The organism is Blastomonas sp. RAC04 (genome assembly GCF_001713435.1).
Taxonomy (GTDB): domain Bacteria; phylum Pseudomonadota; class Alphaproteobacteria; order Sphingomonadales; family Sphingomonadaceae; genus Blastomonas; species Blastomonas fulva.
Window position 1 is genome coordinate 3,275,251 of sequence record NZ_CP016460.1, and the last position, 22,969, is coordinate 3,298,219.

The 22,969-nt window shown below is 64.8% G+C and carries 21 protein-coding genes; 10 read left to right on the forward strand and 11 right to left on the reverse strand.

The annotated features are described in order from the left end of the window. Positions 1-6 precede the first annotated feature (6 nt). The 5 genes from BSY18_RS16245 to BSY18_RS16265 all read right to left on the reverse strand — a co-directional run bounded on the left by BSY18_RS16245 (position 7) and on the right by BSY18_RS16265 (position 4,918). On the reverse strand, positions 7-1,095 hold the full coding sequence (locus tag BSY18_RS16245; protein WP_069051197.1) for a CaiB/BaiF CoA transferase family protein: 1,089 nt from the start codon (positions 1,093-1,095) through the stop codon (positions 7-9). Between the two features lie 3 nt (positions 1,096-1,098). Beyond that, positions 1,099-2,301 carry a CaiB/BaiF CoA transferase family protein gene (locus BSY18_RS16250; protein WP_069051198.1) on the reverse strand — a complete coding sequence of 401 codons (1,203 nt, stop codon included), beginning with the start codon at positions 2,299-2,301 and terminating at the stop codon, positions 1,099-1,101. Positions 2,302-2,317: 16 nt separating this feature from the next. Next, entirely contained in the window at positions 2,318-3,496 is a 1,179-nt protein-coding gene (locus tag BSY18_RS16255) for an acyl-CoA dehydrogenase family protein (protein ID WP_054136553.1), read from the reverse strand. Positions 3,497-3,573: 77 nt separating this feature from the next. Further along, on the reverse strand, positions 3,574-4,083 hold the full coding sequence (locus BSY18_RS16260) for a MaoC family dehydratase (protein ID WP_069051199.1): 510 nt from the start codon (positions 4,081-4,083) through the stop codon (positions 3,574-3,576). Further along, complete coding sequence (locus BSY18_RS16265) at positions 4,076-4,918, reverse strand: HpcH/HpaI aldolase/citrate lyase family protein (protein ID WP_069051200.1); 843 nt, start codon at positions 4,916-4,918, stop codon at positions 4,076-4,078. The genes BSY18_RS16260 and BSY18_RS16265 overlap by 8 nt, the downstream gene beginning before the upstream one ends. A 110-nt stretch (positions 4,919-5,028) precedes the next feature. Between BSY18_RS16265 and BSY18_RS16270 the strand changes: the two genes are divergently transcribed. Next, complete coding sequence (locus tag BSY18_RS16270; protein WP_069051201.1) at positions 5,029-5,937, forward strand: DUF1838 family protein; 909 nt, start codon at positions 5,029-5,031, stop codon at positions 5,935-5,937. Between the two features lie 130 nt (positions 5,938-6,067). On the opposite strand, the gene BSY18_RS16275 is transcribed toward BSY18_RS16270, so the two are convergent. Together BSY18_RS16275 and BSY18_RS16280 are read right to left on the reverse strand one after the other, a co-directional pair. After that, on the reverse strand, positions 6,068-8,536 hold the full coding sequence (locus tag BSY18_RS16275) for a TonB-dependent receptor (protein WP_083231524.1): 2,469 nt from the start codon (positions 8,534-8,536) through the stop codon (positions 6,068-6,070). Between the two features lie 161 nt (positions 8,537-8,697). Beyond that, a complete protein-coding gene (locus BSY18_RS16280) occupies positions 8,698-9,381 on the reverse strand; it encodes a hypothetical protein (protein WP_069051203.1) in 684 nt (227 codons plus the stop codon). A gap of 123 nt (positions 9,382-9,504) precedes the next feature. Between BSY18_RS16280 and BSY18_RS16285 the strand changes: the two genes are divergently transcribed. The 9 genes from BSY18_RS16285 to BSY18_RS16325 all read left to right on the forward strand — a co-directional run bounded on the left by BSY18_RS16285 (position 9,505) and on the right by BSY18_RS16325 (position 19,517). Then, positions 9,505-12,030, forward strand: a complete 2,526-nt coding sequence (locus BSY18_RS16285) for a TonB-dependent receptor (RefSeq protein WP_236823390.1) — start codon at positions 9,505-9,507, stop codon at positions 12,028-12,030. Between the two features lie 119 nt (positions 12,031-12,149). Continuing rightward, positions 12,150-13,472, forward strand: a complete 1,323-nt coding sequence (locus BSY18_RS16290; protein ID WP_069051204.1) for an MFS transporter — start codon at positions 12,150-12,152, stop codon at positions 13,470-13,472. Beyond that, positions 13,472-15,034 carry an FAD-binding oxidoreductase gene (locus BSY18_RS16295; RefSeq protein WP_069051205.1) on the forward strand — a complete coding sequence of 521 codons (1,563 nt, stop codon included), beginning with the start codon at positions 13,472-13,474 and terminating at the stop codon, positions 15,032-15,034. The genes BSY18_RS16290 and BSY18_RS16295 overlap by 1 nt, the downstream gene beginning before the upstream one ends. A 6-nt stretch (positions 15,035-15,040) precedes the next feature. Next, positions 15,041-16,180 (forward strand): nitrilase-related carbon-nitrogen hydrolase, encoded by a 1,140-nt coding sequence (locus BSY18_RS16300; protein ID WP_083231526.1) that lies wholly within the window; start codon positions 15,041-15,043, stop codon positions 16,178-16,180. Then, positions 16,177-17,388, forward strand: a complete 1,212-nt coding sequence (locus BSY18_RS16305; RefSeq protein WP_069051206.1) for a class I SAM-dependent methyltransferase — start codon at positions 16,177-16,179, stop codon at positions 17,386-17,388. Before BSY18_RS16300 ends, BSY18_RS16305 begins: the two co-directional genes overlap by 4 nt. A gap of 129 nt (positions 17,389-17,517) precedes the next feature. Beyond that, a complete protein-coding gene (locus tag BSY18_RS16310; RefSeq protein ID WP_054136544.1) occupies positions 17,518-17,877 on the forward strand; it encodes a hypothetical protein in 360 nt (119 codons plus the stop codon). Further along, positions 17,877-18,602 carry a hypothetical protein gene (locus tag BSY18_RS16315; RefSeq protein ID WP_069051207.1) on the forward strand — a complete coding sequence of 242 codons (726 nt, stop codon included), beginning with the start codon at positions 17,877-17,879 and terminating at the stop codon, positions 18,600-18,602. The genes BSY18_RS16310 and BSY18_RS16315 overlap by 1 nt, the downstream gene beginning before the upstream one ends. Positions 18,603-18,667: 65 nt before the next feature. Continuing rightward, entirely contained in the window at positions 18,668-19,018 is a 351-nt protein-coding gene (locus tag BSY18_RS16320) for an antitoxin Xre/MbcA/ParS toxin-binding domain-containing protein (protein ID WP_054136542.1), read from the forward strand. A gap of 4 nt (positions 19,019-19,022) precedes the next feature. After that, positions 19,023-19,517 carry an RES family NAD+ phosphorylase gene (locus BSY18_RS16325; protein WP_069051208.1) on the forward strand — a complete coding sequence of 165 codons (495 nt, stop codon included), beginning with the start codon at positions 19,023-19,025 and terminating at the stop codon, positions 19,515-19,517. A 2-nt stretch (positions 19,518-19,519) separates the two neighbouring features. Here BSY18_RS16325 and BSY18_RS16330 read toward each other — a convergent pair whose 3' ends face one another. The 4 genes from BSY18_RS16330 to BSY18_RS16345 are packed head-to-tail and all read right to left on the reverse strand — an operon-like array spanning position 19,520 to position 22,792. Further along, complete coding sequence (locus BSY18_RS16330; RefSeq protein ID WP_069051209.1) at positions 19,520-19,984, reverse strand: DUF1330 domain-containing protein; 465 nt, start codon at positions 19,982-19,984, stop codon at positions 19,520-19,522. Beyond that, positions 19,981-20,451, reverse strand: a complete 471-nt coding sequence (locus BSY18_RS16335; protein ID WP_069051210.1) for a hypothetical protein — start codon at positions 20,449-20,451, stop codon at positions 19,981-19,983. Before BSY18_RS16335 ends, BSY18_RS16330 begins: the two co-directional genes overlap by 4 nt. After that, the gene (locus tag BSY18_RS16340) at positions 20,448-21,872 is read right to left on the reverse strand and encodes an aldehyde dehydrogenase family protein (RefSeq protein ID WP_069051211.1); all 1,425 of its coding nucleotides are present in this window, start codon (positions 21,870-21,872) and stop codon (positions 20,448-20,450) included. Before BSY18_RS16340 ends, BSY18_RS16335 begins: the two co-directional genes overlap by 4 nt. Further along, positions 21,869-22,792, reverse strand: a complete 924-nt coding sequence (locus BSY18_RS16345) for a polysaccharide deacetylase family protein (RefSeq protein WP_069051212.1) — start codon at positions 22,790-22,792, stop codon at positions 21,869-21,871. The genes BSY18_RS16340 and BSY18_RS16345 overlap by 4 nt, the downstream gene beginning before the upstream one ends. Positions 22,793-22,969 lie beyond the last annotated feature (177 nt).

Genomic DNA, 22,969 nt, shown 5'->3' on the forward strand with positions numbered 1-22,969 from the left:
CTGCGCTCATTGCGTGGTCCCGAGCCCCGGCGCTTCCTCCGGTTGCCAGTCGGGCTCGCCCGCAAAGCGGATCGCGGGCGCGATCTGGTGCGCGCCGCCCGCTTCGACCAGCAGGCCGCGGGTGGTCACATGATCGCTGGCCAGCGCCTCGGCAAAATCGAGCACGGGGGAGAAGGCGACGTCCTTGTCCTCGAACCATGCGACCCATTCGTCGCGGCTGCGGCTGGCAAAGGTTGCACGCAGAAAGGCGATCAGCGGCGCCTGCGCAGGTCCGGCATCGGCCTCGCCCAGCGGGATCAGGTCTTGCCTGTCCAGCGCGGTGAGCAGCACCTGCACGAATTTCATCTCGCGCCCGCCCAGCGCAATGTGGCGGCCATCGTGTGTGGCATAAACCTGATAGAAGCCTGCGCCGCCCAGCGAGCGCTGGGTGGCCGAGCGCGGCGAAGGTCCGCCTGCGATCGCGCTGCCAGCGATATGCGCGCACCACGGCAGCAGGCTGTCGAACATCGCGATGTCGACATAGTCGCCCCTGCCGGTGCGCTGCCGCCCGATCAGCGCCATCAGCACCGCCGACAGCCCGGTGAGGCCAGCGGCCATGTCGGCGGACGGGACGCCGGGGACGACGGGAGTGCCATCGGCTCCGTCATTGACCGCAAGAAAGCCCGACAGCGCCTGCACCGCCAGATCGTGCGCGGGATGATGCGCGAGCGGCCCAGCCTGGCCGAAAGCGGAGACCGAGCAATAGACGATAGCCGGGTTGATCGCGCTGACCGCGGGATAATCGAACCCCAGCCGCTGCATCACCCCGGGGCGGAAGCCCTCGACGAAGACATCGGCGGTCTTGATGAGTTCTGTCAGCCTGGCGCGGCCCGCGTCGCTCTTTAGGTCGATGACCTCGCTGCGCTTGCCGCGGTTGAGGTTGCGAAACCACACCGACTGGTCCTGCTCGAACGGCGCCATCTGGCGCGCGGGGTCGCCCGCCATAGGCTCGATCTTGATCACGTCCGCGCCCTGATCGGCCATCATCACCGTCAGCATCGGCCCCGGCAGGAACTGCGACAGGTCGATCACGGTGATGCCGGAAAGCTTGCCCATGGGTCAGACGATGCCGTCGCGTTTGAGCGCGGCGATGTCGTCCGCCGACAGGCCGATGCTGGCGAGCACGTCGTCATTGTCCGCGCCCAGCAGCGGCCCGGCGCGCGCGGGCAGCCGCTGGCCATCGACCCGGATCGGGCTGGCGAGCACGCGCAGTTCGGGGCGGTCGGGGTGCTCGACCTGCTGCATCATGCCGGTCTCCTGCAGGAACGGATTGTCCATCGCGCTGGCAAGATCATGCACCGGCGCCACCGGCACCTTGCCCGAGAGCAGGTCGACCCAATGCTGGGTCGGCTGCGTGCCGAACACCGCATCGAGCACCTCCGTCAACACATCGCGATTGGCCAGCCGGTCGGAGGGCTTGCGGAAGCGCGGATCATCCTTCAGATCGCTGCGGCCGATTGTATCGACCAGGATCGTCCAGAATTTGGGCAACTGCGCCATCACGAACATCCAGCCATCGGCGGAGCGGAACATCTGGCTCGGCGTGACCGACGGGTGCGCAGACCGCGGGGCGCGCGGTGTGACATCGGCCTCGTTCATGTACCACACGGCGGGATAGCTCATCTGGTGCGCGGCGGTGGAGAGCAGGTCGACATCGATGTCGCAGCCTGTGCCTGAACGCTGCGCATCGAGCATCGCGGCGAGCAGGCCGACCGTCATCTGCGTCCCGGTCATGAAATCGACGATCGACAGGCCAAAGCGCACTGGCGGGCCATCGGGCTCGCCGGTCAGGGACAGGAACCCGGCCTCGGCCTGCATGAGGTAGTCATAGCCCGGCCATTTGGCGCGCGGGTTGTCGCGGCCATAAGCAGACAGATGCGCGCACACGATCGAAGGGTTGATGGGCCCCAGCGCGGCGTAATCGAGCCCCAGCCTTGCTGGCAGGTCGCCGCGCAGATTGTTGACCATCGCGTGCGATGTCGCGGCAAGATCGCGCAGGATCGCCCGCCCGCGCTCGCTCTGCAGATCGAGCGTCAGCGACTTCTTGTTGAGGTTGAAGGTCTGAAAATAAAGGCTTTCGTTCTCGCGCAGAAAATGCGGCCCCACCGCGCGCGCGGTGTCGCCGCCCGGCTGTCCCGGCTTGTTGGGCGGCTCGATCTTGATGACCTCCGCGCCCATCTGCGCCAGGAACATCGTGCCATAGGGTCCGGCGCCATATTGCTCGGCGGACAAGATGCGATAGCCGGTCAGCGGCAGCCTCATGCCAGTTGCTCCTCGCTCAAACCGGGTTCCGCTTCACCCATTGCTTGGAAATGATCATCCGCTGCATCTCGTTGGTGCCCTCGCCGATGCACATCAGCAGCGCATCGCGGTAATAGCGTTCGATCTCGTATTCCTTGGAATAGGCATAGCCGCCATGGATGCGCATTGCCTCTTCCGAATTGCGGACCGCGGCTTCGGAGGCGAAGTATTTCGCCATGCCGGCTTCCATGTCGCAGCGTTCACCGCGGTCATAGGCTTCGGCAGCATCGAGCGTCAGCAGCCGGGCGGCGCGGGCGCGCGTCACCATCTCGCCGATCTTGAGCTGGATCGCCTGATGGTCGGCGATCGGCTTGCCCATGGTCTGGCGCAATTGCGCATATTCTGTGGCAAGGCGCAGCGACCCGTCGGCGAGCCCGACACCGCGCGCGGCGACGTTGATGCGGCCCAGCTCGAGACCGCCAGTGGCCTGGAAGAAGCCCTGGCCCTCGACCCCGCCGATCAGGTTCTCGGCAGGCAGACGATAGTTGTCGAAGATCAGCTCGGCGCTGTCGATCGCCTTGTAGCCCAGCTTGTCGAACTTCTTGCCGACGGTGAAGCCTTCCTGCTTGGGGGCGATGAACAGGCTCATCCCCTTGTAGCGCGGGTCCGCCTTGGCGTCGGTCTTGACCAGCAGCGCAAAGCAGCTGCCCTTGATGGCATTCGAAATCCAGGTCTTGGTGCCGTTGATGACATAGTGATCGCCATCGCGGACCGCCGTCGTGCGGATCGCCTGCAGGTCGGTGCCGGCATTGGGCTCGGTCAGCGCAAGCCCACCGCGAATCTCGCCGCTGGCGAACTTGGGCAGCCATTTGGCCTTCTGCACCGGGGTGCCGAAACGCTCGACCGCGCACGCCATGATCAGGTGCGAGTTGAAGATGCCGGTGATGGCCATCCAGTACGACGAGATCCGCGCGACGATCTTGGCATAGGTCGTCGCAGGCAGGCCCAGGCCGCCATATTCCTGGCCGATGGTGGCGCCGAACAGCCCCATTTCGACCATCTGCGCGACCAGCTCCTCGGGCCAGATGTCGTTGTGGTCGTGGTGCATGACCACGGGCTTGACTTCGCGTTCGATCCAGCGGTCGATGGCGTCGAGAAAGGCCGCCTCCTCATCCGCGTCGATCGTGCGCATCTCTTCTTTTGGCAGGCTTGCCATGTTCAATACTCCGTCCGCTACCCCTGCTCGCCGCCAACCATATGGCCGCGAGGATCATCATCCCTGTGCCCTGCGCGTCAATCGTCCGAAGGGCCGAATCCGCGCTTCCAGATCAGCATGGTGCGGCTGAAAGTGCATACCACATCGCCATGCTGGTTCCTGCCGACGGTCTTGACCGTGACGATCCCCTGTTCCGGGCGCGAGGAGGACTCGCGCTTGTCGAGTACTTCGCTCTCGGCGTAGAGCGTGTCGCCGGGAAACAAAGGGTTCGTCAGGCGGATATTGTCCCAGCCCAGGTTCGCCACCGCCTTCTGGCTGACATCCGAAACGCTCATCCCCACCATCAATGCGACGGTGAGCGGCGAGCAGACCAGAGGTTTGCCGAACTCGGTCTTCTTGGCATATTCGTAATCGAAATGCGCCGGATGGGTGTTCATCGTCAGCAGCGTGAACCACACATTGTCGGCATCGGTGATGGTGCGCCCGGGTCGGTGCTCATAGATATGCCCGACCACGAAATCCTCGTACGCGCGGCCGAAGGTCTCGCGAAAGCGGCCCGGTGCTACTTCCATGGCTCCATCACGCATCGATTGTCTCCTTTTCGTTCTTTTGGGCTTCACGGGCCACCATCGCGCGCATCCGCGCCACGATGGGGGCCTCCAGCATCTTTCCGTTGTGGCGAATTGCCATGCCGCCGGCGGCCTCATAGGCCGCGATCGCCTCGCGCGCCTCGGCAAGGGCTGCGGCATCCGCGCCGAACGCGGTGTTGATCGCATCGACCTGCGCCGGGTGGATCGCGGCCTTGGCGGCAAAGCCGAGGCTGCGCACCTTGCGGCATTCTTCGGCGAGCCCTGCCGCATCGTCGAGGCGGATGAAGGGAACGTCGATCGCGGGCACGCCGGCATCGGAGCAAGCCATGATGAACTGGCCGCGCGCGACGAGCAGCGGATCATAGGCCAGCTCGACCCCCAGCTGCGCGGAAAAGTCGCCGCCGCCGAACATCATCGCGGCTACCCCCGGCTGCGCCGCGATCCGGTGCGCGCGGCGCAGGCCGGCCACGGTCTCGACCAGCGGCACCAGCTGCGTGGCAGGATTGTCGAGCACGCGCGCAAGCTGCACGATCTCGCTTTCATGCTCGACCATCGGCACCAGCAGCAGAGCGGGGGCGTGGCCCGATTCGGCGAGCGCGATGATGTCCTTGAGGCCCGCGCGCGTCATCGTGCCGTTGATCCGCACCGCGACGCGGTGGCGGTCGAGTTGCGGCAATGCTGCGAGAACCGAGTCGCGCGCGCTGTCCTTGTCTGCAGGCGCAACCGCATCTTCAAGGTCGATGCACACGCAATCGGCGGCGCTGCCCAGCGCCTTGGCAATGCGCTCGGGTCGCGAGCCAGGCACGAACAGGATACTGTTGGCAGCGAACATGATTTTTCCCGGAACCCCTTTGCCAGAATGCGATTTACCCCTTCACAATTTGTCCGGACAAATCTAAAGTCAAGAACAAATGGCAATAAACATGGAGGGACTTGGACATTATGCGTATCGGCACACACACTCTGGCTGCCCTGCTGGCGGCAATTCCCTTGAGCGCCCCGGCTGAAGCCCGCACGCTCGACCCTGCCAAACCCGAAGACGCGCTGGAGATCATGAAGCGCACCCAGTGCGGCGTAAAGGACAACGTGCCCGCGGTATATCGCTGGGCCGGCAAGATTTTCAGCCGCCGCGATGGCGAGCCCGACAAGCACCTGTTCAACATGGAAGGGATGAACATCCGCCAGTGCGTGACGGTGACCGATGCCCAGCGCGGCACCGGCTATCGCATGGTCAGCCGCGAGATCACCTTGTATCTCGACCCCAAGACCGGCGAGGTGCTGCGCCAATGGCAGAACCCCTATACCGGCAAGACCGTCGAGGTGATGCACATCGCCAACGATCCGGTGAACTCGCGCCCCAGCTTCCCGATCGGCGCCGACGGCAAGCCCTATTCGATCGCGCTCACCCGCATGGGCGACATGCTGCTGATGGGCTTCGAGGCGCCACTCTATTACGTCAACCCGCTGGCGGGCGACTATCAGGACTATGTCGGCAACAAGTACCACGCGATGGAGATCTTCGATTTCTCGATGCCCGCATCGACGCTCGACACCAAGGTCGCCTCGGTCAACCCCACGGTCGCCTGGGTGCGCATTTCCGACTGGATGCCCTGGATGATGATGGAAGGCCGCCAGGGCCAGATGGTGTTCAATGCAATGGGGGTGAAGCTCAAGAGCTTCGACGAGCTGCCTGAGGTGATGAAGCAGGAAATCGCGACCTATTATCCCGAATACACCGCCGCCCCGCCGGTCGATGATGCCCGCCCCAATGAGACGACATGGACGGTGTTCAAGAAGAAGATCGACGCCAAGCGGGCGAAGGACGGCACCAAGCCTGCGGCATCGCACTGAGGCAAGTCAAAGCCCCTCCCCGTCCGGGGGAGCGGCTTGACTGACCAAAAAAGACCCCCGGAGCCTTGCGGTTCCGGGGGTTAATTGTGGCCCTCCCGGTTGAACGGGAGGGCGCAGGCGTTGCGGAAGATCAGAAGCTGGCGGTCAGGATGATGCCGATGCGCCGCGGCGGGCGAAGCCCTGCGATGAAGTTGCGGCGCAGGTCGGCATTGGCATCGGCATAGCGGATGATCTGCGCCACCGAATCCTCGTCGAACAGGTTGCGGGCATAGGCCATCACGCGGAAGCGGTCGCTCTGGAAGCCCAGCCGGGCATCGACCACCACCGATCCGCCGGTTTCGGCAAAGTTCAGCACCTGGTCGAAGCTGGTCGAGACCATGTTGACGTTGCTGCCGACGAAGAAGTCCCACTCGCTGCTGACCGGCCTGCGGTAATCGACATCGACGAACATGGTGTGCGCAGGCGCGCGCGGAACGCGCTTGCCGCGGATCGATCCGAATAGCGACTGGCAGCCTGCAATGTTGGGGAACTGGTCCCCGGTCGAGCAGTTGGCCAGCCGGTCGTCGATCAGATCGTTGATCAGGCCCAGATTCTCGTCGGTTCCGGCGGTGAACTTGGCGTTCACATAGCTGTAGTTGGCGGTGACGGTGAAATTGCGCACCGGCCGGATCAGCAGCTCGAGCTCGGCGCCGTTGACCCGCGCATTGCCGCCGTTGCGGGTCAGCGAGACCTGGTTGGGTGGCACAGAGACGTTCTGGGTGATCTGATAGCCCTTCACCTCGGTGTGGTAGAGCGCCAGGTTCGCGGTCAGCTTGCCGTCGAAAAAGGTGTTCTTGGTACCGATTTCATAGGTCTTGTTGTCTTCCGGATCGAAGGTCGGAAAGCCCGCCAGGATCGCCTGATTGCTGTTGAAGCCGCCGGGCTTCTGGCCCTCGGCATAGACGGCATAGAACAGGTTGTCGCGCGAGGCCTGCCAGCTCAGCGTGAAGCGCGGGGTGAATTCCTTGAACGTCGCCTGCACCACGCGCGGGGCGGGCAGCGCCTGGCCGTTGTTGAAGGTGAAGGTGGTCTGGCGGATCTGCTCCTCGGCATAGCGGCCCTCTGCCGAGAACGAGAGGGTATCGGTGATGTCGAAGGTGGCCGAGCCGAAGATCGCCTTGTTCTCGATATCGAACTGGTTGATGTTCCGCGATTCGGGCAGGTTGGCGGCGGTCACGTTGATCGGCGTGAAGATGCCGCAGGTTGGCAGCTGCGCGCACAAGGATGCGGTCGCCGCAGCCGAATTGGCCTGCGCCCGCGCCAGCGACCCCGGCGGCACTATGCGGGTGTCGCGCGATACATCGCTCTGATCGAAATAATAGCCGCCCAGCATCAGCTGGATCCGCTCGCCCTCATAGGCGAGGCGCAGTTCCTGCGACCAGTCGTCGGTCACCTGGCGGTTGGAGAAGGTGAAATCCTGCACCGATGTTGCAAAGGCGGTGAACCGGGTGGTGCGCGGCGGAACGATGGGGGCAGGCGCAGGACCGGTCGCGCCATAAGCGAAAATCACCATGTTGAAGCTGTTGGGCGAATAATCGCCGTCGGTCTTGGTGTTGGCGGTGCGGCGGTTATAGCCGGTGAGGCTGGTCAGCGTCAGCTCGTCGGTAAAGTCGAAATCCATCCGGAACGCTGCATTGAGCGTCTTGGACTCAAGCCCGACATTTTCCGGATCGACGAACTGGCGGCGGTAATCGGTGTTGACCTGCTGCGGCTGGATGGTGCCGCAGAAATAGCGGCTCTGGCCGCGATACAAAGCGCTGTTGTCGGGGAAGCAGTTGTTGGCGTTGGCCGGCTGCGCGAAGATCGCGGGCTGGCCATCGTCGAGGACGTTGTAGTTGGCGCGCAGCGAGGCGCGGAAGGGGCCGCCATTATTGAACTGCAACAGCCCGAATCCCGAATAGCTCTGCTGCTTGCCGATCTTGGTGCCGTCAAAGGCGTTGCGGAAGGCGCCGGCATTGTCGAGCACCCGGCCGCCGAGCGCGATGCCCAGGCCTGGCGCCAGCGGTCCGCGGACATTGGCGGTCACCTCATAACGGTCGTCCTCGGCGATGTCGGCCTGCACCCGGCCGGTCCAGGTATCGCCCGGCACCTTGGAGATGAGGTTGATCGCGCCCGAATAGGTGTTGCGGCCATACAGGGCCGATTGCGGGCCCTTGACCACTTCGAAGCGTTCGACCGTGTCGACGTCGTAATCGGCGAGCGAGCCCGAATAATAGATGCCGTCGATGAAGAAGGCGACGCCCGACTGGCCCAGAATGTTGGCCTGGCCGCGGATTACCGGGCGGTTGGCATCGCGGCCGAAAGTGTCGTCGAACACGAGGCCGGGGACGGTCTTGGCAATATCGGTGAGGTTGTCGAGGCCGAGCCGGTCGATCGCCGCAGCGGTGACCACCGAAACCGTGGTTGGCGCCTCCTGCAGCGTCTCTTCGGTCTTGCGCGCGGTCACGATGATCACATCGTCACTGGCCCCTCTGGCAGGGTCGGCTTCCTGCTGGGCCATGGCGGGCACGCTGGTGAGCGCGGAAACTGCGAGCAAGGACGCCTTGAACCTGTGTGTCATGTGAATCCCCCTAAAGTGGTTTTTTGTCTCCCTTAGGCGGTGCAGAACACCTCAAGATCGCCAAGTTGTCCAGACAAATTTTGTTCGCCAGGCGAATTGGCGGGTCTGTGTTGCTTGAATACGACACCGCCGGGCGCTCGGGCGGCACCCGGGGCGGCGTGCTAGAGGCCGGGCTTGACCGCCCCCAGCCACGAGGTGACGACGAGCAGGATGTAGATCGCCATGACCCAGATCCGGGTGCGGTCCATCGTCCGGCGCAGCGGGACTTCGGTGGCGTCGCTCGACCCTTCGGAAAGCAGCCGCATCAGCTGCGGACCGACCGGCTTGAACGACACATCGATGCCGATCGCGGCGACGAAGATCGCCCCGAACAACAGCGCCTTCCACGCGAGCCAGCCCGGCGCCAGCGGCGCGCCGGTGAGCAGCGACTGGGCGCCAAGCCACAGATAGAAGGCGGTGAGCGCGTATTTCAGGGCGTTCTCGTAGCGCCGGTCGCGCCCCGCGCGCGGGGTCTGGTCGTGGGCGTGTGCATCCCACACCAGCCACAGCCACACCCCGCCGATCACCCAGGCCGCCGCCAGCAGCGCAAACGGCAGATCCCACCATCCGCCCATCTTCAGGACGGAAAGCGATACCGGCACCATCAACGCCCAGGCGCTGCGCGGGGTCATGTCGACCAGCACCAGCAGCTTGAGCAGCGCCAGCCTCTGGTCGAGCGAATAATCGTGCCGTTTGCGGAAATGCTGGCCCAGCAGAAACACCCCGACATCCGCCCCCAGCCACAACACGAACAGCAACAGATGCACATAGACCAGCGATGGGTACGCAATTTCAGACCATGCCAATGAGCGTCTCCCGCCAGAATCTTCCATAAAGCCGATTGACATTGCAGATTTGTCCGGACAATTTGCAAGAAAAAAATGAATGTCAGGCGGATCGATACCAACCGGCTTTCAGGGAGTTTCACGATGATCAATCTACGTTTGGCAACTGCTGCCTCAGCGATCGCGGTCGCACTTGCATCCCCGGCCTATGCCCAGAACGCCGATCAGGCAGGGACGAGCGAATCGGAAACCCAGCAGGGGTTGAGCGAGATCATCGTCACTGCCCAGCGCCGACAGGAAAGCGTGCAGGACGTGCCGATCGCGATCAGCGCGTTCACCGCCGACCAGCTGCGCGACCAGGGCGTGTCCAACACGCTGCAGTTGGGCCAGTATGTTCCCAACCTGGTTGCGCAGAACAACACCGGCATCGGTTCGGCCAACGCCTACTTCCTGCGCGGCCTTGGCTCGACCGAGACGATCGCGACCTTCGATCCGCCGGTTGGCACCTATGTCGACGACATCTACCTCTCGCGCCAGAACGCCAACAACCTTGCGCTGTTCGATGTCGCGCGGGTCGAGGTGCTGCGCGGGCCGCAGGGCACGCTGTTCGGCCGCAACACCACCGGCGGCGCGATTAACGTCATCATGGCAGAACCCGGCGACACCATCGGCGGCTATGGCGAGGTCGGCTATGGCCGGTTCGACCGCAAGCTGGTGCGCGGATCGATCGATCTGCCGCTGGCGGACAGCTTCGCGGTCAAGCTGTCGGGATACTGGCAGGATGACGATGGCTATGTGAAAAACGTCTCCACCGGCGATCGGTTGAACGATGACGATGGCTGGGGCGTCAGGCTGGGCATCCGCGGCGAGCTTGCCCCCTGGGCCCGCTGGCGCGCCAGCTATGCGCATATGGTGTCGGAGGGCGAGAACATCCTCAACTTCACCTGCAACCCGGCCAACCCCGCCGATTGCAGCGGCCGTTTCGCCACCACCGGGCTGCGCGAGACTCCCGCATCGGCAACCCCCTATGCGCCGCTGGCGATTTCGGGACGCAAGTCGGGCTATGGCCTGGGGCAGCAGGCGGTGACCGACCTCATCACCTCGAACCTCGCGTTCGACATCGCCGACAACACCACGCTCAGCCTGATCACCGGCTATGTCAGCCTGACCCAGCAGTTCGCGCTCGACTTCTTCGATGGCCGCGGCGGCCCCTCGGCGAGCGTGCCGTTTCCCACCATCCAGCGTTATGCGCGCGGCGGCTTCACCATCCTCAACGATGGCCAGCACCAGCAGTTCACCCAGGAAATCAAACTCGACGGCAGCTTCGGGAACGGCCTGGTCGATTATGTCGCGGGCTTTTTCTACATCGACGAGCGCAACCGCACCGATCTGGGGGACGTGTTCTCGATCTCGCCTGCGGTCTCGCTGCTGCTGGGCGATCGCATCATCCGCAACACCACCAAGGCCTATGCCGGATACGTCCAGGCCGATTTCAACATCACCGATCAGCTCAAGCTGACCGCAGGCGTCCGCTATACCGACGAGACCAAGAACGTCTCGATCGCCGACAACCGCGCCTCGTGCAACGACGGCACGGTCGAGGCGACGTGCATGGCCAATGTCAATCTGCGCGCGGCCAATGGCGTGGCCATCCCGCGCAGCCAGAACGTCAAGATCTGGACACCGCGCTTTGCGCTCAACTACAAGCCCAGCGATGACATCCTGCTGTTCGCCTCGGCGACCAAGGGCTTCAAGTCGGGCGGCTGGAACGCGCGTGCCACCGCGCCCAGCCAGTTCCTGCCCTTCGACGAGGAACGGGTTTGGAGCTATGAAGCCGGCTTCAAGAGCGAGTTCTTCGACAACAAGGTGCGCGCCAACGTCACCGCGTTCTGGATGGATGTCAGCGACCTGCAGATTCTCGCCGGTCTGCTCAATCCGGCCACCGGGGCGATCACCTTCCTCACCCGCAACTTTGCCGATTACCGCAACAAGGGCATCGAGGCCGAGCTGACCGTAGCCCCGGTCACCGGGCTGACGCTCTATGCAAATGTCGGCTATCAGGACGATAATTACCGCGTTCCCAACGCCCCCGCCGGAAACGATGCGTTCGGCATCCAGAACGTCCAGGCGCAGCTTGCGGCGTGCCGGGCGCAGCTGGCGGCAGGGCAGATTCCCGCCAGCGCCAACTCTGCGCCGGCCGGAACCCCGGTCAACAACGCGCCTGCCTGCGCCGCCGGGATCGTCACCGCCAACGGCACCATCGCAACCCCGGTGCGCACGCCCGACTGGTCGCTGGCGCTGGGCGGCAGCTACAAGGCGCCGCTGGGCGACAGCGGGCTGACCTTGGTCCCCTCGGTCAACGCCAGCTATCGTTCGCGCCAGGAAGTCGCGATCGCCAACCTGTCGATTTACAACCAGGCGGTCACCCGCGGTGGCCGCACCACGCCTGCCAACCCGTTCGGCGATGGCGCGTTCATCACCGGATCGGAAAGCCCGGCGGCCTGGCTGATCAATGCGGGGCTCGCGCTCAACGGGCCCGAGGATCGCTGGCAGCTCGCGGTGGAGTGCACCAACTGCTTCAACGAGGAGTTCATCCAGTCCTCGCTGTCGAACTACAGCTATCTCAACCAGCCGATGATGTGGACGGTGCGTGCGCGCTACAATTTCTAGGCCCTCGTTTTGGCCGTCTGGCGGATGGAGCATCGCGTGTCCGCACGCGATGCTCGCCGTTCGCCTAGGCTCGAATTCCATGATAGCCTTCGGGCAAAGCGACGGACGGGAGCACGGCGTTGGCAACTAAGGCAGACGATCTGGCGACAGGCGGCGCCCCGCATTCCGGCGCTCCTGCTGCGCGCGGCGAATTCGCGCTGGGCTGGAAGGTGCTGTTTGCAGGCGTCATCGGGGTCGCCTGCGGCGCCTCGCCTATCCCGTTCAACGTCATCGGCTTCACCATCGCGCCGCTGGCCCAGGAATTCGGCTGGACCACCACCCAGATCCTCACCCCGATCACCATCTTCGGTGTCGTCGCAGCGCTGCTCGCGCCGGTGTTCGGCTGGCTGGCCGATACCTATGGCGTGCGGCGGATCGCCTTGTGGTCGCTGTTCGGCTTCGGCGTCACCTTTGCCGCGCTGGCGCTGACCCCGCCGGTCTTGTGGGCCTATTATCTTTTGTGGTTGCTGGTCGGGCTGGTCGGCATCGGGTCGACCCCGGTGACGTGGAGCCGCGCGATCAACATGTGGTTCTACAAGAGCCGCGGGCTGGCGCTGGGGCTGTTGCTGCTGGGCACCAGCCTTGCAGCGCTCACAGTCCCCAAGCTCGCGGTCTGGGCAATCGAGGCGCATGGCTGGCGCGCGATGTTTGGCATAGTGGGCATGCTGCCTTTGCTTGTCGCGCTGCCGGTGTGCATCTGGCTGTTCCGCGAGCCCCGGCCGGAGGAGCAGCCGCAGGGAATCAAGTCGGCCAGCGGCGGCCTGACTGGCGTGACGCTGGGCGAGGCGCTGCGCGACTATCGCTTCTGGCTGATCTGGGCATCGATCCTGTTCATCGCGCTGACCTTCGGCGGCGCATTCATCAACATGCCCGCGATGCTCGCCGACCGGGGCATCCCGGCGCAGGGCGCGGCCTCGGTGATGGGGATCCTGGGGCTGGGCATATTGAGCGGGCGGATCATCACCGGGCTGCTGCTCGACCGCTTCTGGGCGGGGTTCGTGGCGTTTCCGCTGCTGTGCCTGCCCGCGCTGTCGAGCTGGATCCTGCTCGACCCCGCGCCCGGCTTCACGCTGGCGGCGCTGGCAGGTTTCCTGCTGGGCTTTGCCGCAGGCGCCGAGAGCGATCTGATCGCGTACCTCACCGGCCGCTATTTCGGCATGGCGCATTACGGCAAGATCTACGGCATGCTCTACATGCCGTTCGGCGTGTTCTCGGCGATCTCGCCGATCATCTATTCCTCGGTGCGCGATTCGACCGGCAGCTATGACCAGATCCTGTTTATCGCGATCTTCGGATACATCATCGGCGGCGCGCTGCTGATGCTGCTGGGTCGCTATCCGGTGCTGAGCGAGGCCCCGGCGGGGATTGCGCCGAAAGCCACCCCTGAGACGGAGACTGCGTGATGGCAACCATGGTTGAAACCGGCTCAGGTGCGGTCGATGCGTTGGTGGCTGCCGCCGGCGCAGACGCAGTGCTGACCGACGCGGCGACGCGCGATTTCTTTGCGCACGATGTCTATTCCACCGGGCGGCAGCCGCTTGCGGTGCTGCGCCCAGCGACGGTCGAGCAGCTGGCGCGCGGCGTGGCGGCGGCGACGGGCCAGGGCCTTGCCATCGTCCCGCGCGGCGGCGGGATGAGCTATACCGGCGGCTATATCTATTCGGATGGCGATTTCGTGCTGGTCGATACCTCCGCGCTTGATGCCATCATCGCCATCAACCCTGTCGACATGACCGTGACGGTGGAGGCGGGCTGCACCTGGGCCAAGCTGCACGATACGCTCAAACCCATGGGCCTGCGCTGCCCGAGCTGGGGGACGCTTTCGGGTCTGCGCGCGGCGGTCGGCGGGGGGATGAGCCAGAACGGCACCTTCTGGGGCGCACGCAACGGATCGGTGGTCGACAGCGCCTTGAGCTTCGACGTCGTGCTCGCCGATGGCCGTATCGTCAGCACCGGCAGCGATTTCTTCCGCCCCTTCGGTCCGGATATCACCGGGCTGTTTGCCGCCGACACCGGCGCGTTCGGGGTCAAGGCGCGGGTGACGCTGCGGCTGGTGCGCGAGGCGACCGCCTTTGCCTATGGCTCGTTCTCGCTGCCCGATCACGCAGGCCTGCTGGGATCCATGAGCGAGATCGCGCGCGAGGGGCTGGCTGCGGAAAGCTTCGCCTTCGATCCCTATCTGCAATCGCAGCGGATGAAGCGCGACAGTCTGGCCAAGGACGCCAAGTCGCTGCTCAACATGATGAAGTCGCAGGGCTCTGCCTGGAAAGCGCTCAAGGAAGGCGCCAAGGTTGTCACCGCCGGGCGCTCGTTCCTGAAGGACGTGCCCTTCTCGCTGCACACCATCGCCGAGGGGCGCCACAGCCAAGCGGTCGATGCCGAGATGACCGAGATCGGGAAGATCGTCGCCGCTTATGGCGGCACGGCAATCGAGAACTCGATCCCCAAGATCCTGCGCGCCAACCCGTTCCCGCCGCCCAATTCGATGCTCGGCCCCGATGGCGAGCGCTGGGTTCCGGTGCACGGCTTCCTGCCGCACTCGCGGCTGGTCGAGGCCTGGGAGCGGATCGAGGCGCTGTATGCCGAAAACGCCGATGCCATGACCCGGCTCGATGTCAATGCGGGCGCGATGCTGGCCGCGGTCAGCCGCTCGGCCTGCCTGATCGAGCCGGTGTTCTTCTGGCCCGATGCGATGAACCCGCTGCACCGCGCGGCGGTCGAGCCCGATCACCTCAAAAAGCTCAAGGGCTTTCCCGAAGGCCCCGAGGCGCGCGCGCTGGTGGCGGAGCTGCGTGCAGGGATCATCGCGATCTTCCGCTCGCTCGAGGCCACGCATCTGCAGATCGCGCGCACCTATCCGCTGAAGGCCTCGCTTGATCCTGCCGCATGGGATATTCTCAGCGCCCTGAAGCGGGCGGTGGACCCCAAGGGGTTGATGAACCCGGGGAGCCTGGGACTGGAATGAACGCCGATGGAACTCGAACGCCGCATGGTTCTGGCCGCGATGATCGCAGGCGCGCTGCCGTTCGACCCTGCGCTGGCCAAGGAGGCACCGTCCATGACGGTTGATGCGCCTTATGCCGCGGTCGCGATGCAGCTTGCCGCCCGCTCGGTCGAGCGCGCGCCCGATCGCGGTGCGGCGCGATCGCAGATCCTTGGCATGATCGGCGAGGTCGAGACCAAGATCCGATCCGCACGCATCTTCATCGAGCAATATGGCGGGCATCCGGTGAAGCTCGCGGTGCTTCCCGAATATCTCTTTACCAGCTATCCCGGCCGCATCTCGATCCCCGATTTCGCCGCGCTCGCCGCGTTCGAGATGCAGGGTGAGGAATACGAGGCGCTGGGCAAGGTCGCGCAGAACCTCAAGCTGTTCCTCGCGGGCAATGCCTATGAGGTCGATCCCAATTTTCCGGGGCTCTATTTCCAGGCGAGCTTCCTGATTGCGCCTTCGGGCGATGTCGTGCTGCGTTACCGGCGATTGAACTCGATGTTTGCGCCGACCCCGCACGATGTGTGGGCGAAGTATCTCGACGTCTATGGCATCGACGGGGTGTTCCCGGTGGCGCGCACCGAGATCGGCAACATGGCCGCGATCGCGTCCGAAGAAATTCTCTATCCCGAGATCGCCCGCGCGCACGCGCTGCGCGGCGCCGAGATCTTCCTGCACTCCTCGTCCGAGATCGGATCGCCGATCGATACCAACAAGGCGATCGCCAAGCGCGCGCGCGCGTTCGAGAACCTCGCTTATGTCGTCTCGGCCAACACCGCAGGCATCGAAGGCACCGGCCTCCCGCTCGCGAGCGCCGACGGCAACAGCCAGATCGTCGACTGGAAGGGCCGGGTGGTCGCCGAATCGAACAGCGGCGAGACCTTCACCGCCTTTGCCGATATCGATCTTAATGCGCTGCGCACCGCGCGGCGCACCCCGGGCATGACCAACTATCTCGCGCGCCAGCGGCTCGAGCTGTTCGCGGCGGCCTATGGCACCGTGCGTCATCCGGCCGATGGCATGCTCGAGGGCGGTGCGGTGAAAGTGCCCGACCGCGACTATTTCAAGCGCGTGCAGGAGCAGGTGATCGAGCGGATGATCAAAGAGGGACTGATATGACGCACCAATTCGATGTCGCACCGCCCTATACCGCAGTGGCGCTGCACGGCGTGTCGCCGCAGCCCAGCCACGACGAGGCGGCGCGGTTCGACTTTCTCGCCAACCTCAACAAGTACCTTTCGGGCACTCTGGGCCCCGGCAACAAGCAGGCGTACGACACCCGCGTGCTGCCCGGCTTTGTCGCCGAGCACGGCCGCGAGCCCAAGGACCGGTTCGAGATCCGCCATGCGATGAATCGCGATCCGCACCACCGCTTCTGGTCGGCGCTCAAGCGCAACAGCATGGAGATGCGCCAGCAGAACGGCCGCGCAATGGTCCTGCGCCAGCTTGACGAGCTGAACGCTAAGGCGCGCCAGTATAACGAGGGGCGCGACACGCTCGAGCTCGATCCCACGGTCGCCGTCCCGCGCTACCAGAGCGCGATCGACATCCATTGCATGCCCGGCAGCTATCATGGCGAGGAAATCCCCGGCGATGTTTCCGCCGGCGCGAATTACGACTGCGGCATCTTCGCGACCACCGCAGGCGGTCTGGGCGCGCTTTCGGATGGCGGCGGCCAGGCTCTGGTCAAATGGGCGCGCGAGCAACGCCCCGGCTGGCAGCCGCAGCGCATCCTCGATATCGGTTGCACCGTCGGGCACAACATCGTGCCCCTGGCGCTCGCCTTTCCGACAAGCGAGATCATCGCGATCGATACCGCCGCGCCCTCGCTGCGGTATGCGCATGCCCGCGCGCAGTCCTTGGGCGCGACCAACATCCGTTTCGTCCAGGCCAATGCCGAGGATCTGTCGCGCTGGTCGGACGAGAGCTTCGACTGGGTGCAGACGACGATGTTCCTGCACGAGACCAGCGGCACCGCGCTGCCGCGCATCATCCGCGAGGGCTTTCGCGTGCTCAAACCCGGCGGGCTGATGCTGCATCTGGAACAGCCGCAATATTCGGACGCAATGCCGCTCTACGAGCAGTTCATCCGCGACTGGGATGCGTTCAACAACAACGAGCCGTTCTGGTCGGCGATGCATGCGCTCGACCTCAAGACGATCATGCAGCAGTCGGGCTTTGCCGAAAGCGACCTGTTCGTCACCGGCGTGCGCGCGGTGGTCGATACCGAAATCTTCCCTTCGGCGGGCGACGAGAAGGAAGAGGATCACGGCCGCGCCGCGGTCTGGCACGCTTACGGCGCGTGGAAGGGCGGACGGCCGGAATAAGTTTCCCGGTCCCCCGTAGAGGCGGGGGCCCATCTCCTTCCGGTGCCGCTGACGCACCGGTGCATCGATACGCAAGCTCGGGAGATGGGCCCCTGCCTTCGCAGGGGACCGGACCCTTCGGAGGTTAGAATGACCGAACCCGTTGACTGGATGACCCGCGCCAATGCGCGCGCCAAGGGCAAGCGCCCCGATTTTCTGGGTGATCCCGACAAGGAAAAGATGCTTTCGATGCTGATGGCGGTGATCGGCGAGGTGTCGGTGATGCGCGAGCGGATGGACACGATCGAGCGCCTGCTCGACGCCAGGGGCACGATCAGCCGCGCCGATATCGAAGGCTACAGGCCCGATCGTGAGGCCGGTTATGAGCGCGCCGCTATGATCCGCGAATATATCGCGCGGGTCATGCGTGGGCCGCAGCAGATGATGGAGGCGATGCAGGCCGACGACAAGCCGGTCGAAGAGCTGAGCCGCGAACTGAAGGACCTGTGATGCAGCACCGCACCGTCAGCGGCAAGATCCGCTACACCAGCAAGAAACCGCACATCATGGACCAGGAGCGCGGACGCGAATGGTTCAGCTTCACCCACCACTCCGATGGCCGCACGATCATGCGCGCGCGCTGTGAGATCGAGGAGCCCGATCCCAAGGTGCTGCGCGATATCGTCTATGGCATCGGTCCCGACATGGTGCCTGAACATCTGCACGTCCACCTGACTGTGGGCGATGCGTTCATGGGGTCGGGCTGGATGCGCCACGATGCCGCCGCTGGCGTGATCGAGTGCGAAAGCTTCGGGCCGTCGATCGGGCGGGTGTCACAGCGGGTCGCGGTGGGCGGTCATTTCGATGGCTTCGGCACGCACCCGATCGCAGGCGATGGCTTCATGACCCGGGTGATGGATGTGAGCAAGGGCCCGCACCGGCGCAATGTCCGCTGCTTCCTGCCCTCGCCCGACCATCGCGGCGCCACCCCGCCGCTGATCGCCGAGGTGCTGATCGGCCTCGAATATGTCGGCGAGGAGGAAAAGACGGTGGAAGCCGGCACCTTCGCCTGCCGCCACTACCGCTATATCGACGATCTTGGCCCGGGCATGGGCGGCAACACCCACCCGACCTACGACATGTGGGTCACCGCGGATGCCGATTCGGTATTCGTCTATGGTGCCATCGACGGTGGCATGCTGGCGCGGTACGAGCTGGTCGAACTGGAGCGGTAACCAGCCGTGACTTGATTGCCGCAGATTTTGACGCTATATTGCGTCAGGATTTGTGGAGTAGTCGTATGGCAATCCAGAACTATGCCGAACATGGCGCGTTCGCCCCGCGCAAGATCGTCGAGGCTTTGCGCACCACCAGCGACGAGCTCGCGCGGTCGCTCGGGCTGGGCAAGGATGCGATCCAGCGCAAGGACCGGATCGCCTCTGATCGCACCCAGCGCCGCATTCGCCAGATGGTCGAGGTGCTCAACAAGGTGGAGCCGCGGTTCGGCTCGGCGCTGCTCGCCTATGCCTGGTATCGCTCGGAGCCGCTCCCCGGCTTTTCGGGACAGACGGCGATGCAACTGGTGCAGGGCAACCGGGCAGACGACGTGCTGACCTATATCGATGCCGTCGACGCCGGCATCCACGCCTGATCCCATGCATTTTGCCGGGCTGCTCTACCGCGCCCACAATCCCGTCTGGTCGCGCGCGCCGCTATCGGGGGAGGGGGCCGCGCGCTTTGGTGGACGCTTCAACCGGATCGGTCGGCCCGCGCTCTACACCTCGCTTGCTCCGGAGACCGCGTTGCGCGAGGCCAATCAGGTCGGCACGCTTCAGCCCGTAACCCTGGTCGCCTATCAAGCCGATATCGGGCCACTGCTCGATGGCCGCGACGAGAGTGCCCTCAATCCGTTCGGCATGACACCAGCAGATCTTTCCGACCCCGCCTGGCGTGACCGGATGCTGGCGGGCAAGCCGGTCCCGACGCAGGATCTGGCAGACGCCGCAGTTGCGAAAGGCCATGCCGGGATCATCGTCCCGAGCTATGCGCGTGGTGCCCCGGTGGACGCGCTCAACCTCATTCTGTGGGATTGGGATGGACGGCTCACGCTCGTGGATGACGACGACCGGCTGGGTCTGCGCAACCGCTGACGTTATTTGCCGTTCGACTGTTCTATTCCTGATCGATCGAAACCGGCGGTATAACCATTGTCGCCGACCTTGCCGACCAGATCCGCGCGCAGCGGGGCTTCGGGATAGACGGTGACGGTGTAATCCCCCGCCGATGGATCGAGTCGCAGCGGCTTGATCTTGTCCTGATACTCCTTCGAGTTCCAGAACGCCTGCGCGTTGGCAAGGCAGGGGAAACGCACCATCAGCACGGTGTAGCCCGCAGGCGGCGTGCCCTCGAAGGTCGCGAGCGGACGGGGGATGTTGATGTAATAGCCGCCCAGTTTCTCGTACAATTTGCTGTCGGCGATCGCCTTGCCATAAGCGGCCATGCGCTCGCGGTCGTGCGTGGGCCCGGCGATCACCATCACCACCGGAGAATCACACGGCGGTGCGGTGGTCGAGGTGCCATCGGTGGCGGCAGCCATCATCATCAGGGGGGTAATCATAGAACAGCCTCCGGATCGCGCGAAACGCGCCGTTCGTCACACAAGGTCCGCCTGAACGGCGTGCCATCGCGAAACCATTGCCAGGTGCGCGCGCGCGATTCGCCATCATCGGAAATCTGGATCATCTCGGTGAAGCGCATACCGGGTTCGTCCTTGCGGTGCAGCGTCAGCATCAGCACGTTGTCGAGCGTTTCCCAGCCATGGCCATGGAAGCGGTCGGTGTCCCACCACAATCGGCCATTGCGCAAGATGCCGCCGAAGCTCAGCCGGTTCTCGCGGCCGTCGGGCCAGATCAGGTGGTTGTGCTGGACATAAGCGAACTCGCCACTTGCGGGAAATTCGCAGCGGGTGCGCATGCGGTGCTGGTCGATCAACTGGCTATCGGCATCGAGATGGCGGTACACCCCGTCCCACAGCCCTTCGTGCGCGAACAGGGCGGGCATGGCCTTGGCGAGCGTATCTCTCATCGCGGGGCGTCCTCTGCATAAGCGGCGAGCGGCAGCGGCGCGCCGGTCTGGCGGATCAGCGCCTGTAGCCGGAAGAAGCGCAGCAGCCCGCTCTCCCCCATGCGCGAAGGACCCATGCCGGAAAGCTTGAACGAGCTGTTCTCCGCATCCCAGACCATCGATGTCATCGATCCGTCGTTGATCGACACCGCGCCCGCTTCCAGCCGCACGGCGACGCTTTCCGCCTCCTCGGCGGTGGCAGCGATAACAGCGGCGGACAGGCCGTAGACGCTGTCATTGGCCTGTTGAATCGCATCCTCGACGTCATCGAACGCGATCACGGGCAGCACCGGGCCGAAGGTCTCGTCGCGCACGACGCCCATGTCCGATGTCGCATCGGCGATGACCGTTGGCCTCAAATACCGGCCGCCGCCCAGGGTCTCGACGCTGCCACCGGTGAGCACCTTCGCCCCCATCGCCACCGCCTCGTCGATCTGCGCCTGCACCTTCGCCCCCTGAGGACCGAAGATGAACGGGCCAATGTCGCCCATCGCGATATCAGGATAATTGAGCCGCACCTTCTGTGCCGCCTCGACCAGTGCATCGAGGAACGGCTGGTAGATCGTGCGTGCGACATAGATCCGCTCGATCGACTGGCACGCCTGTCCGGTCGCAACGATGCTGGCGCGCAGGGCGAGGTTGGCCGCCTGCACCGGATCCGCGCTGGCGAGAACGATCATCGGATCCTTGCCGCCCAGTTCCAGATTGGCGGGTATGAAGGCGCGCGCTGCAGCTTCCCCCACCTTGCGGCCGGTTGCGACCGATCCGGTGAAGCAGACATAATCGACCGCATCGACCAAAGCCTGGCCGGTGGCGGCATCGCCCTCGACGAAGCTCAGCACCGCGGCGAGTTCGGGCACCTTGGCGACCGTTTCCATCAGCGGCGCGATGAAGCGCGGGGTGACCTCGGACGGTTTCACCAGCGCGGCGCACCCGGCGGCGAGCGCGGGGATCGCATCGATGGTCGAGAGCACGATCGGGAAGTTCCACGGCGCGATCGCCCCGAACAGCGGATAGGGGACGAGCCGCGTGCTGTTGCGCACGGTGGGGTGCGCGCTGGGCTGATTGTCGCGGCTGTGCTGCGCGATCAGGTGGGGCGCGAGGTCAGCCCATCGGCGGATCGTGCCGGGAAGGCCATCGACCTCGATCTCCGAAATCCGACGCCGCCCGGTGTCGAGCGTCAGCGCTTCGAGCAAAGGTTGGCGGTGCGCCACCACCGCCTCGGCCCAAAGATGCAGGATCGCCGATCGCTCTTCGGGGGCCAGCGCCGCCCAGGCCGGTTGTGCTGCGCGCAGCCGTGTTGCCTCGGCCTGCACGGCGGCAGCATCCAGCGGCGCGATTTGGTAATCCGCCTCGCCGGTGCGCGGGTTGATGACCTTCATGCCTGCGCGCTCCAGTGGTCGAGCAGTTGGCTTCCGGTGGCAAACCACGCGCCCGGCTGCTCGCTGAGCCAGCGCACCAATGCCTCGAACGCATCGATGCGGTACGGAAGCCCCATGATGTAAGGCGTCAGGTGCAGCGGCAGCATCCGCCCGCCGTGCGTCGCCGCTTCGGTCGCCAGCCAGCCATAGGCATCGCGCATCTGCTGCGCATAGCTGTCGACCGACTGCTGCTGGACGTTGATGATCTGGCGGTCGGACAGTTCGTGGTTGAGCGGCAAATTGACGATCCCGCCCGCCTCGGTGGTCATCCGATAGGGCAGCTCATCGTTCACCCAGTCGCACATGCAGTCTACACCCGCCTCTGCCAGCAGCCGGGGCGTGGCGAACGACTGAGATCGCGCGATAGAGAGCCAGCCACGCGGGCGCGTGCCGCTCGCCTGTTCGAGCGTGTCCAGCGACTCGGCGATCAGCGCGCGTTCGTCATCCTCGGAAAGGCCCGAGGCGATCGTGCCGTTCATGTCGGTCGAATGCGCGATGATCTCGTGCCCGCCCTGCTGCAGCGCCTCGATGATCGCTGGGTAGCGCGTCGCGATCGCGGCGTTGCAGGCGACCGAAACCTTCGCCCCCACCGCCTCGAAGGCATCGAGCAGCCGGAACAGCCCGATCCGCGTGCCATATTCGCGCGCAGTATAGTGGCGATAGTCGGGGTATGCGGTCTGCATATGCCCGGGTGCGCGGAACGGGGTGTCGCTGGGCACCATCGGGAACCACTCGAGGCTGATCACCGGCCAGATCGCGACGATCTTGCCCTCGGGCCAGACGACAGGCGGGCGGGTGAACAGGTTGCTGTAGGGGTACAGATCATGGTCCATCCCGACGCGGCGGTGGGGGTATTCGAGATAGCTGGGGTCGAGCGTCATGCGACAGCTCCTTCAAACCCCTCTCCCTTGACGGGAGAGGGCAGCGGAGACTTATGAGCGAAGCGAATTAGTCGCAGCCGGGAGAGGGTGAGTGCAACCGCTCCACCCTCTCTAAGTTCGGCTAGGCGGGCAAGCCGCCAAGCCTGCCTATTCTCTCCCGTCGAGGGAGAGAATGTT

Coding starts and splice junctions, on each gene's coding strand:
- BSY18_RS16285 (WP_236823390.1), top strand. CDS start 9,505: ATGATCAATCTACGTTTGGCAACTGCTGCCTCAGCGATCGCGGTCGCA.
- BSY18_RS16300 (WP_083231526.1), top strand. CDS start 15,041: ATGGAACTCGAACGCCGCATGGTTCTGGCCGCGATGATCGCAGGCGCG.
- BSY18_RS16330 (WP_069051209.1), bottom strand. CDS start 19,984: ATGATTACCCCCCTGATGATGATGGCTGCCGCCACCGATGGCACCTCG.
- BSY18_RS16335 (WP_069051210.1), bottom strand. CDS start 20,451: ATGAGAGATACGCTCGCCAAGGCCATGCCCGCCCTGTTCGCGCACGAA.
- BSY18_RS16265 (WP_069051200.1), bottom strand. CDS start 4,918: ATGTTCGCTGCCAACAGTATCCTGTTCGTGCCTGGCTCGCGACCCGAG.
- BSY18_RS16270 (WP_069051201.1), top strand. CDS start 5,029: ATGCGTATCGGCACACACACTCTGGCTGCCCTGCTGGCGGCAATTCCC.
- BSY18_RS16315 (WP_069051207.1), top strand. CDS start 17,877: ATGCAGCACCGCACCGTCAGCGGCAAGATCCGCTACACCAGCAAGAAA.
- BSY18_RS16345 (WP_069051212.1), bottom strand. CDS start 22,792: ATGACGCTCGACCCCAGCTATCTCGAATACCCCCACCGCCGCGTCGGG.
- BSY18_RS16245 (WP_069051197.1), bottom strand. CDS start 1,095: ATGGGCAAGCTTTCCGGCATCACCGTGATCGACCTGTCGCAGTTCCTG.
- BSY18_RS16250 (WP_069051198.1), bottom strand. CDS start 2,301: ATGAGGCTGCCGCTGACCGGCTATCGCATCTTGTCCGCCGAGCAATAT.
- BSY18_RS16340 (WP_069051211.1), bottom strand. CDS start 21,872: ATGAAGGTCATCAACCCGCGCACCGGCGAGGCGGATTACCAAATCGCG.
- BSY18_RS16310 (WP_054136544.1), top strand. CDS start 17,518: ATGACCGAACCCGTTGACTGGATGACCCGCGCCAATGCGCGCGCCAAG.
- BSY18_RS16255 (WP_054136553.1), bottom strand. CDS start 3,496: ATGGCAAGCCTGCCAAAAGAAGAGATGCGCACGATCGACGCGGATGAG.
- BSY18_RS16320 (WP_054136542.1), top strand. CDS start 18,668: ATGGCAATCCAGAACTATGCCGAACATGGCGCGTTCGCCCCGCGCAAG.
- BSY18_RS16275 (WP_083231524.1), bottom strand. CDS start 8,536: ATGACACACAGGTTCAAGGCGTCCTTGCTCGCAGTTTCCGCGCTCACC.
- BSY18_RS16305 (WP_069051206.1), top strand. CDS start 16,177: ATGACGCACCAATTCGATGTCGCACCGCCCTATACCGCAGTGGCGCTG.
- BSY18_RS16260 (WP_069051199.1), bottom strand. CDS start 4,083: ATGCGTGATGGAGCCATGGAAGTAGCACCGGGCCGCTTTCGCGAGACC.
- BSY18_RS16295 (WP_069051205.1), top strand. CDS start 13,472: ATGGCAACCATGGTTGAAACCGGCTCAGGTGCGGTCGATGCGTTGGTG.
- BSY18_RS16325 (WP_069051208.1), top strand. CDS start 19,023: ATGCATTTTGCCGGGCTGCTCTACCGCGCCCACAATCCCGTCTGGTCG.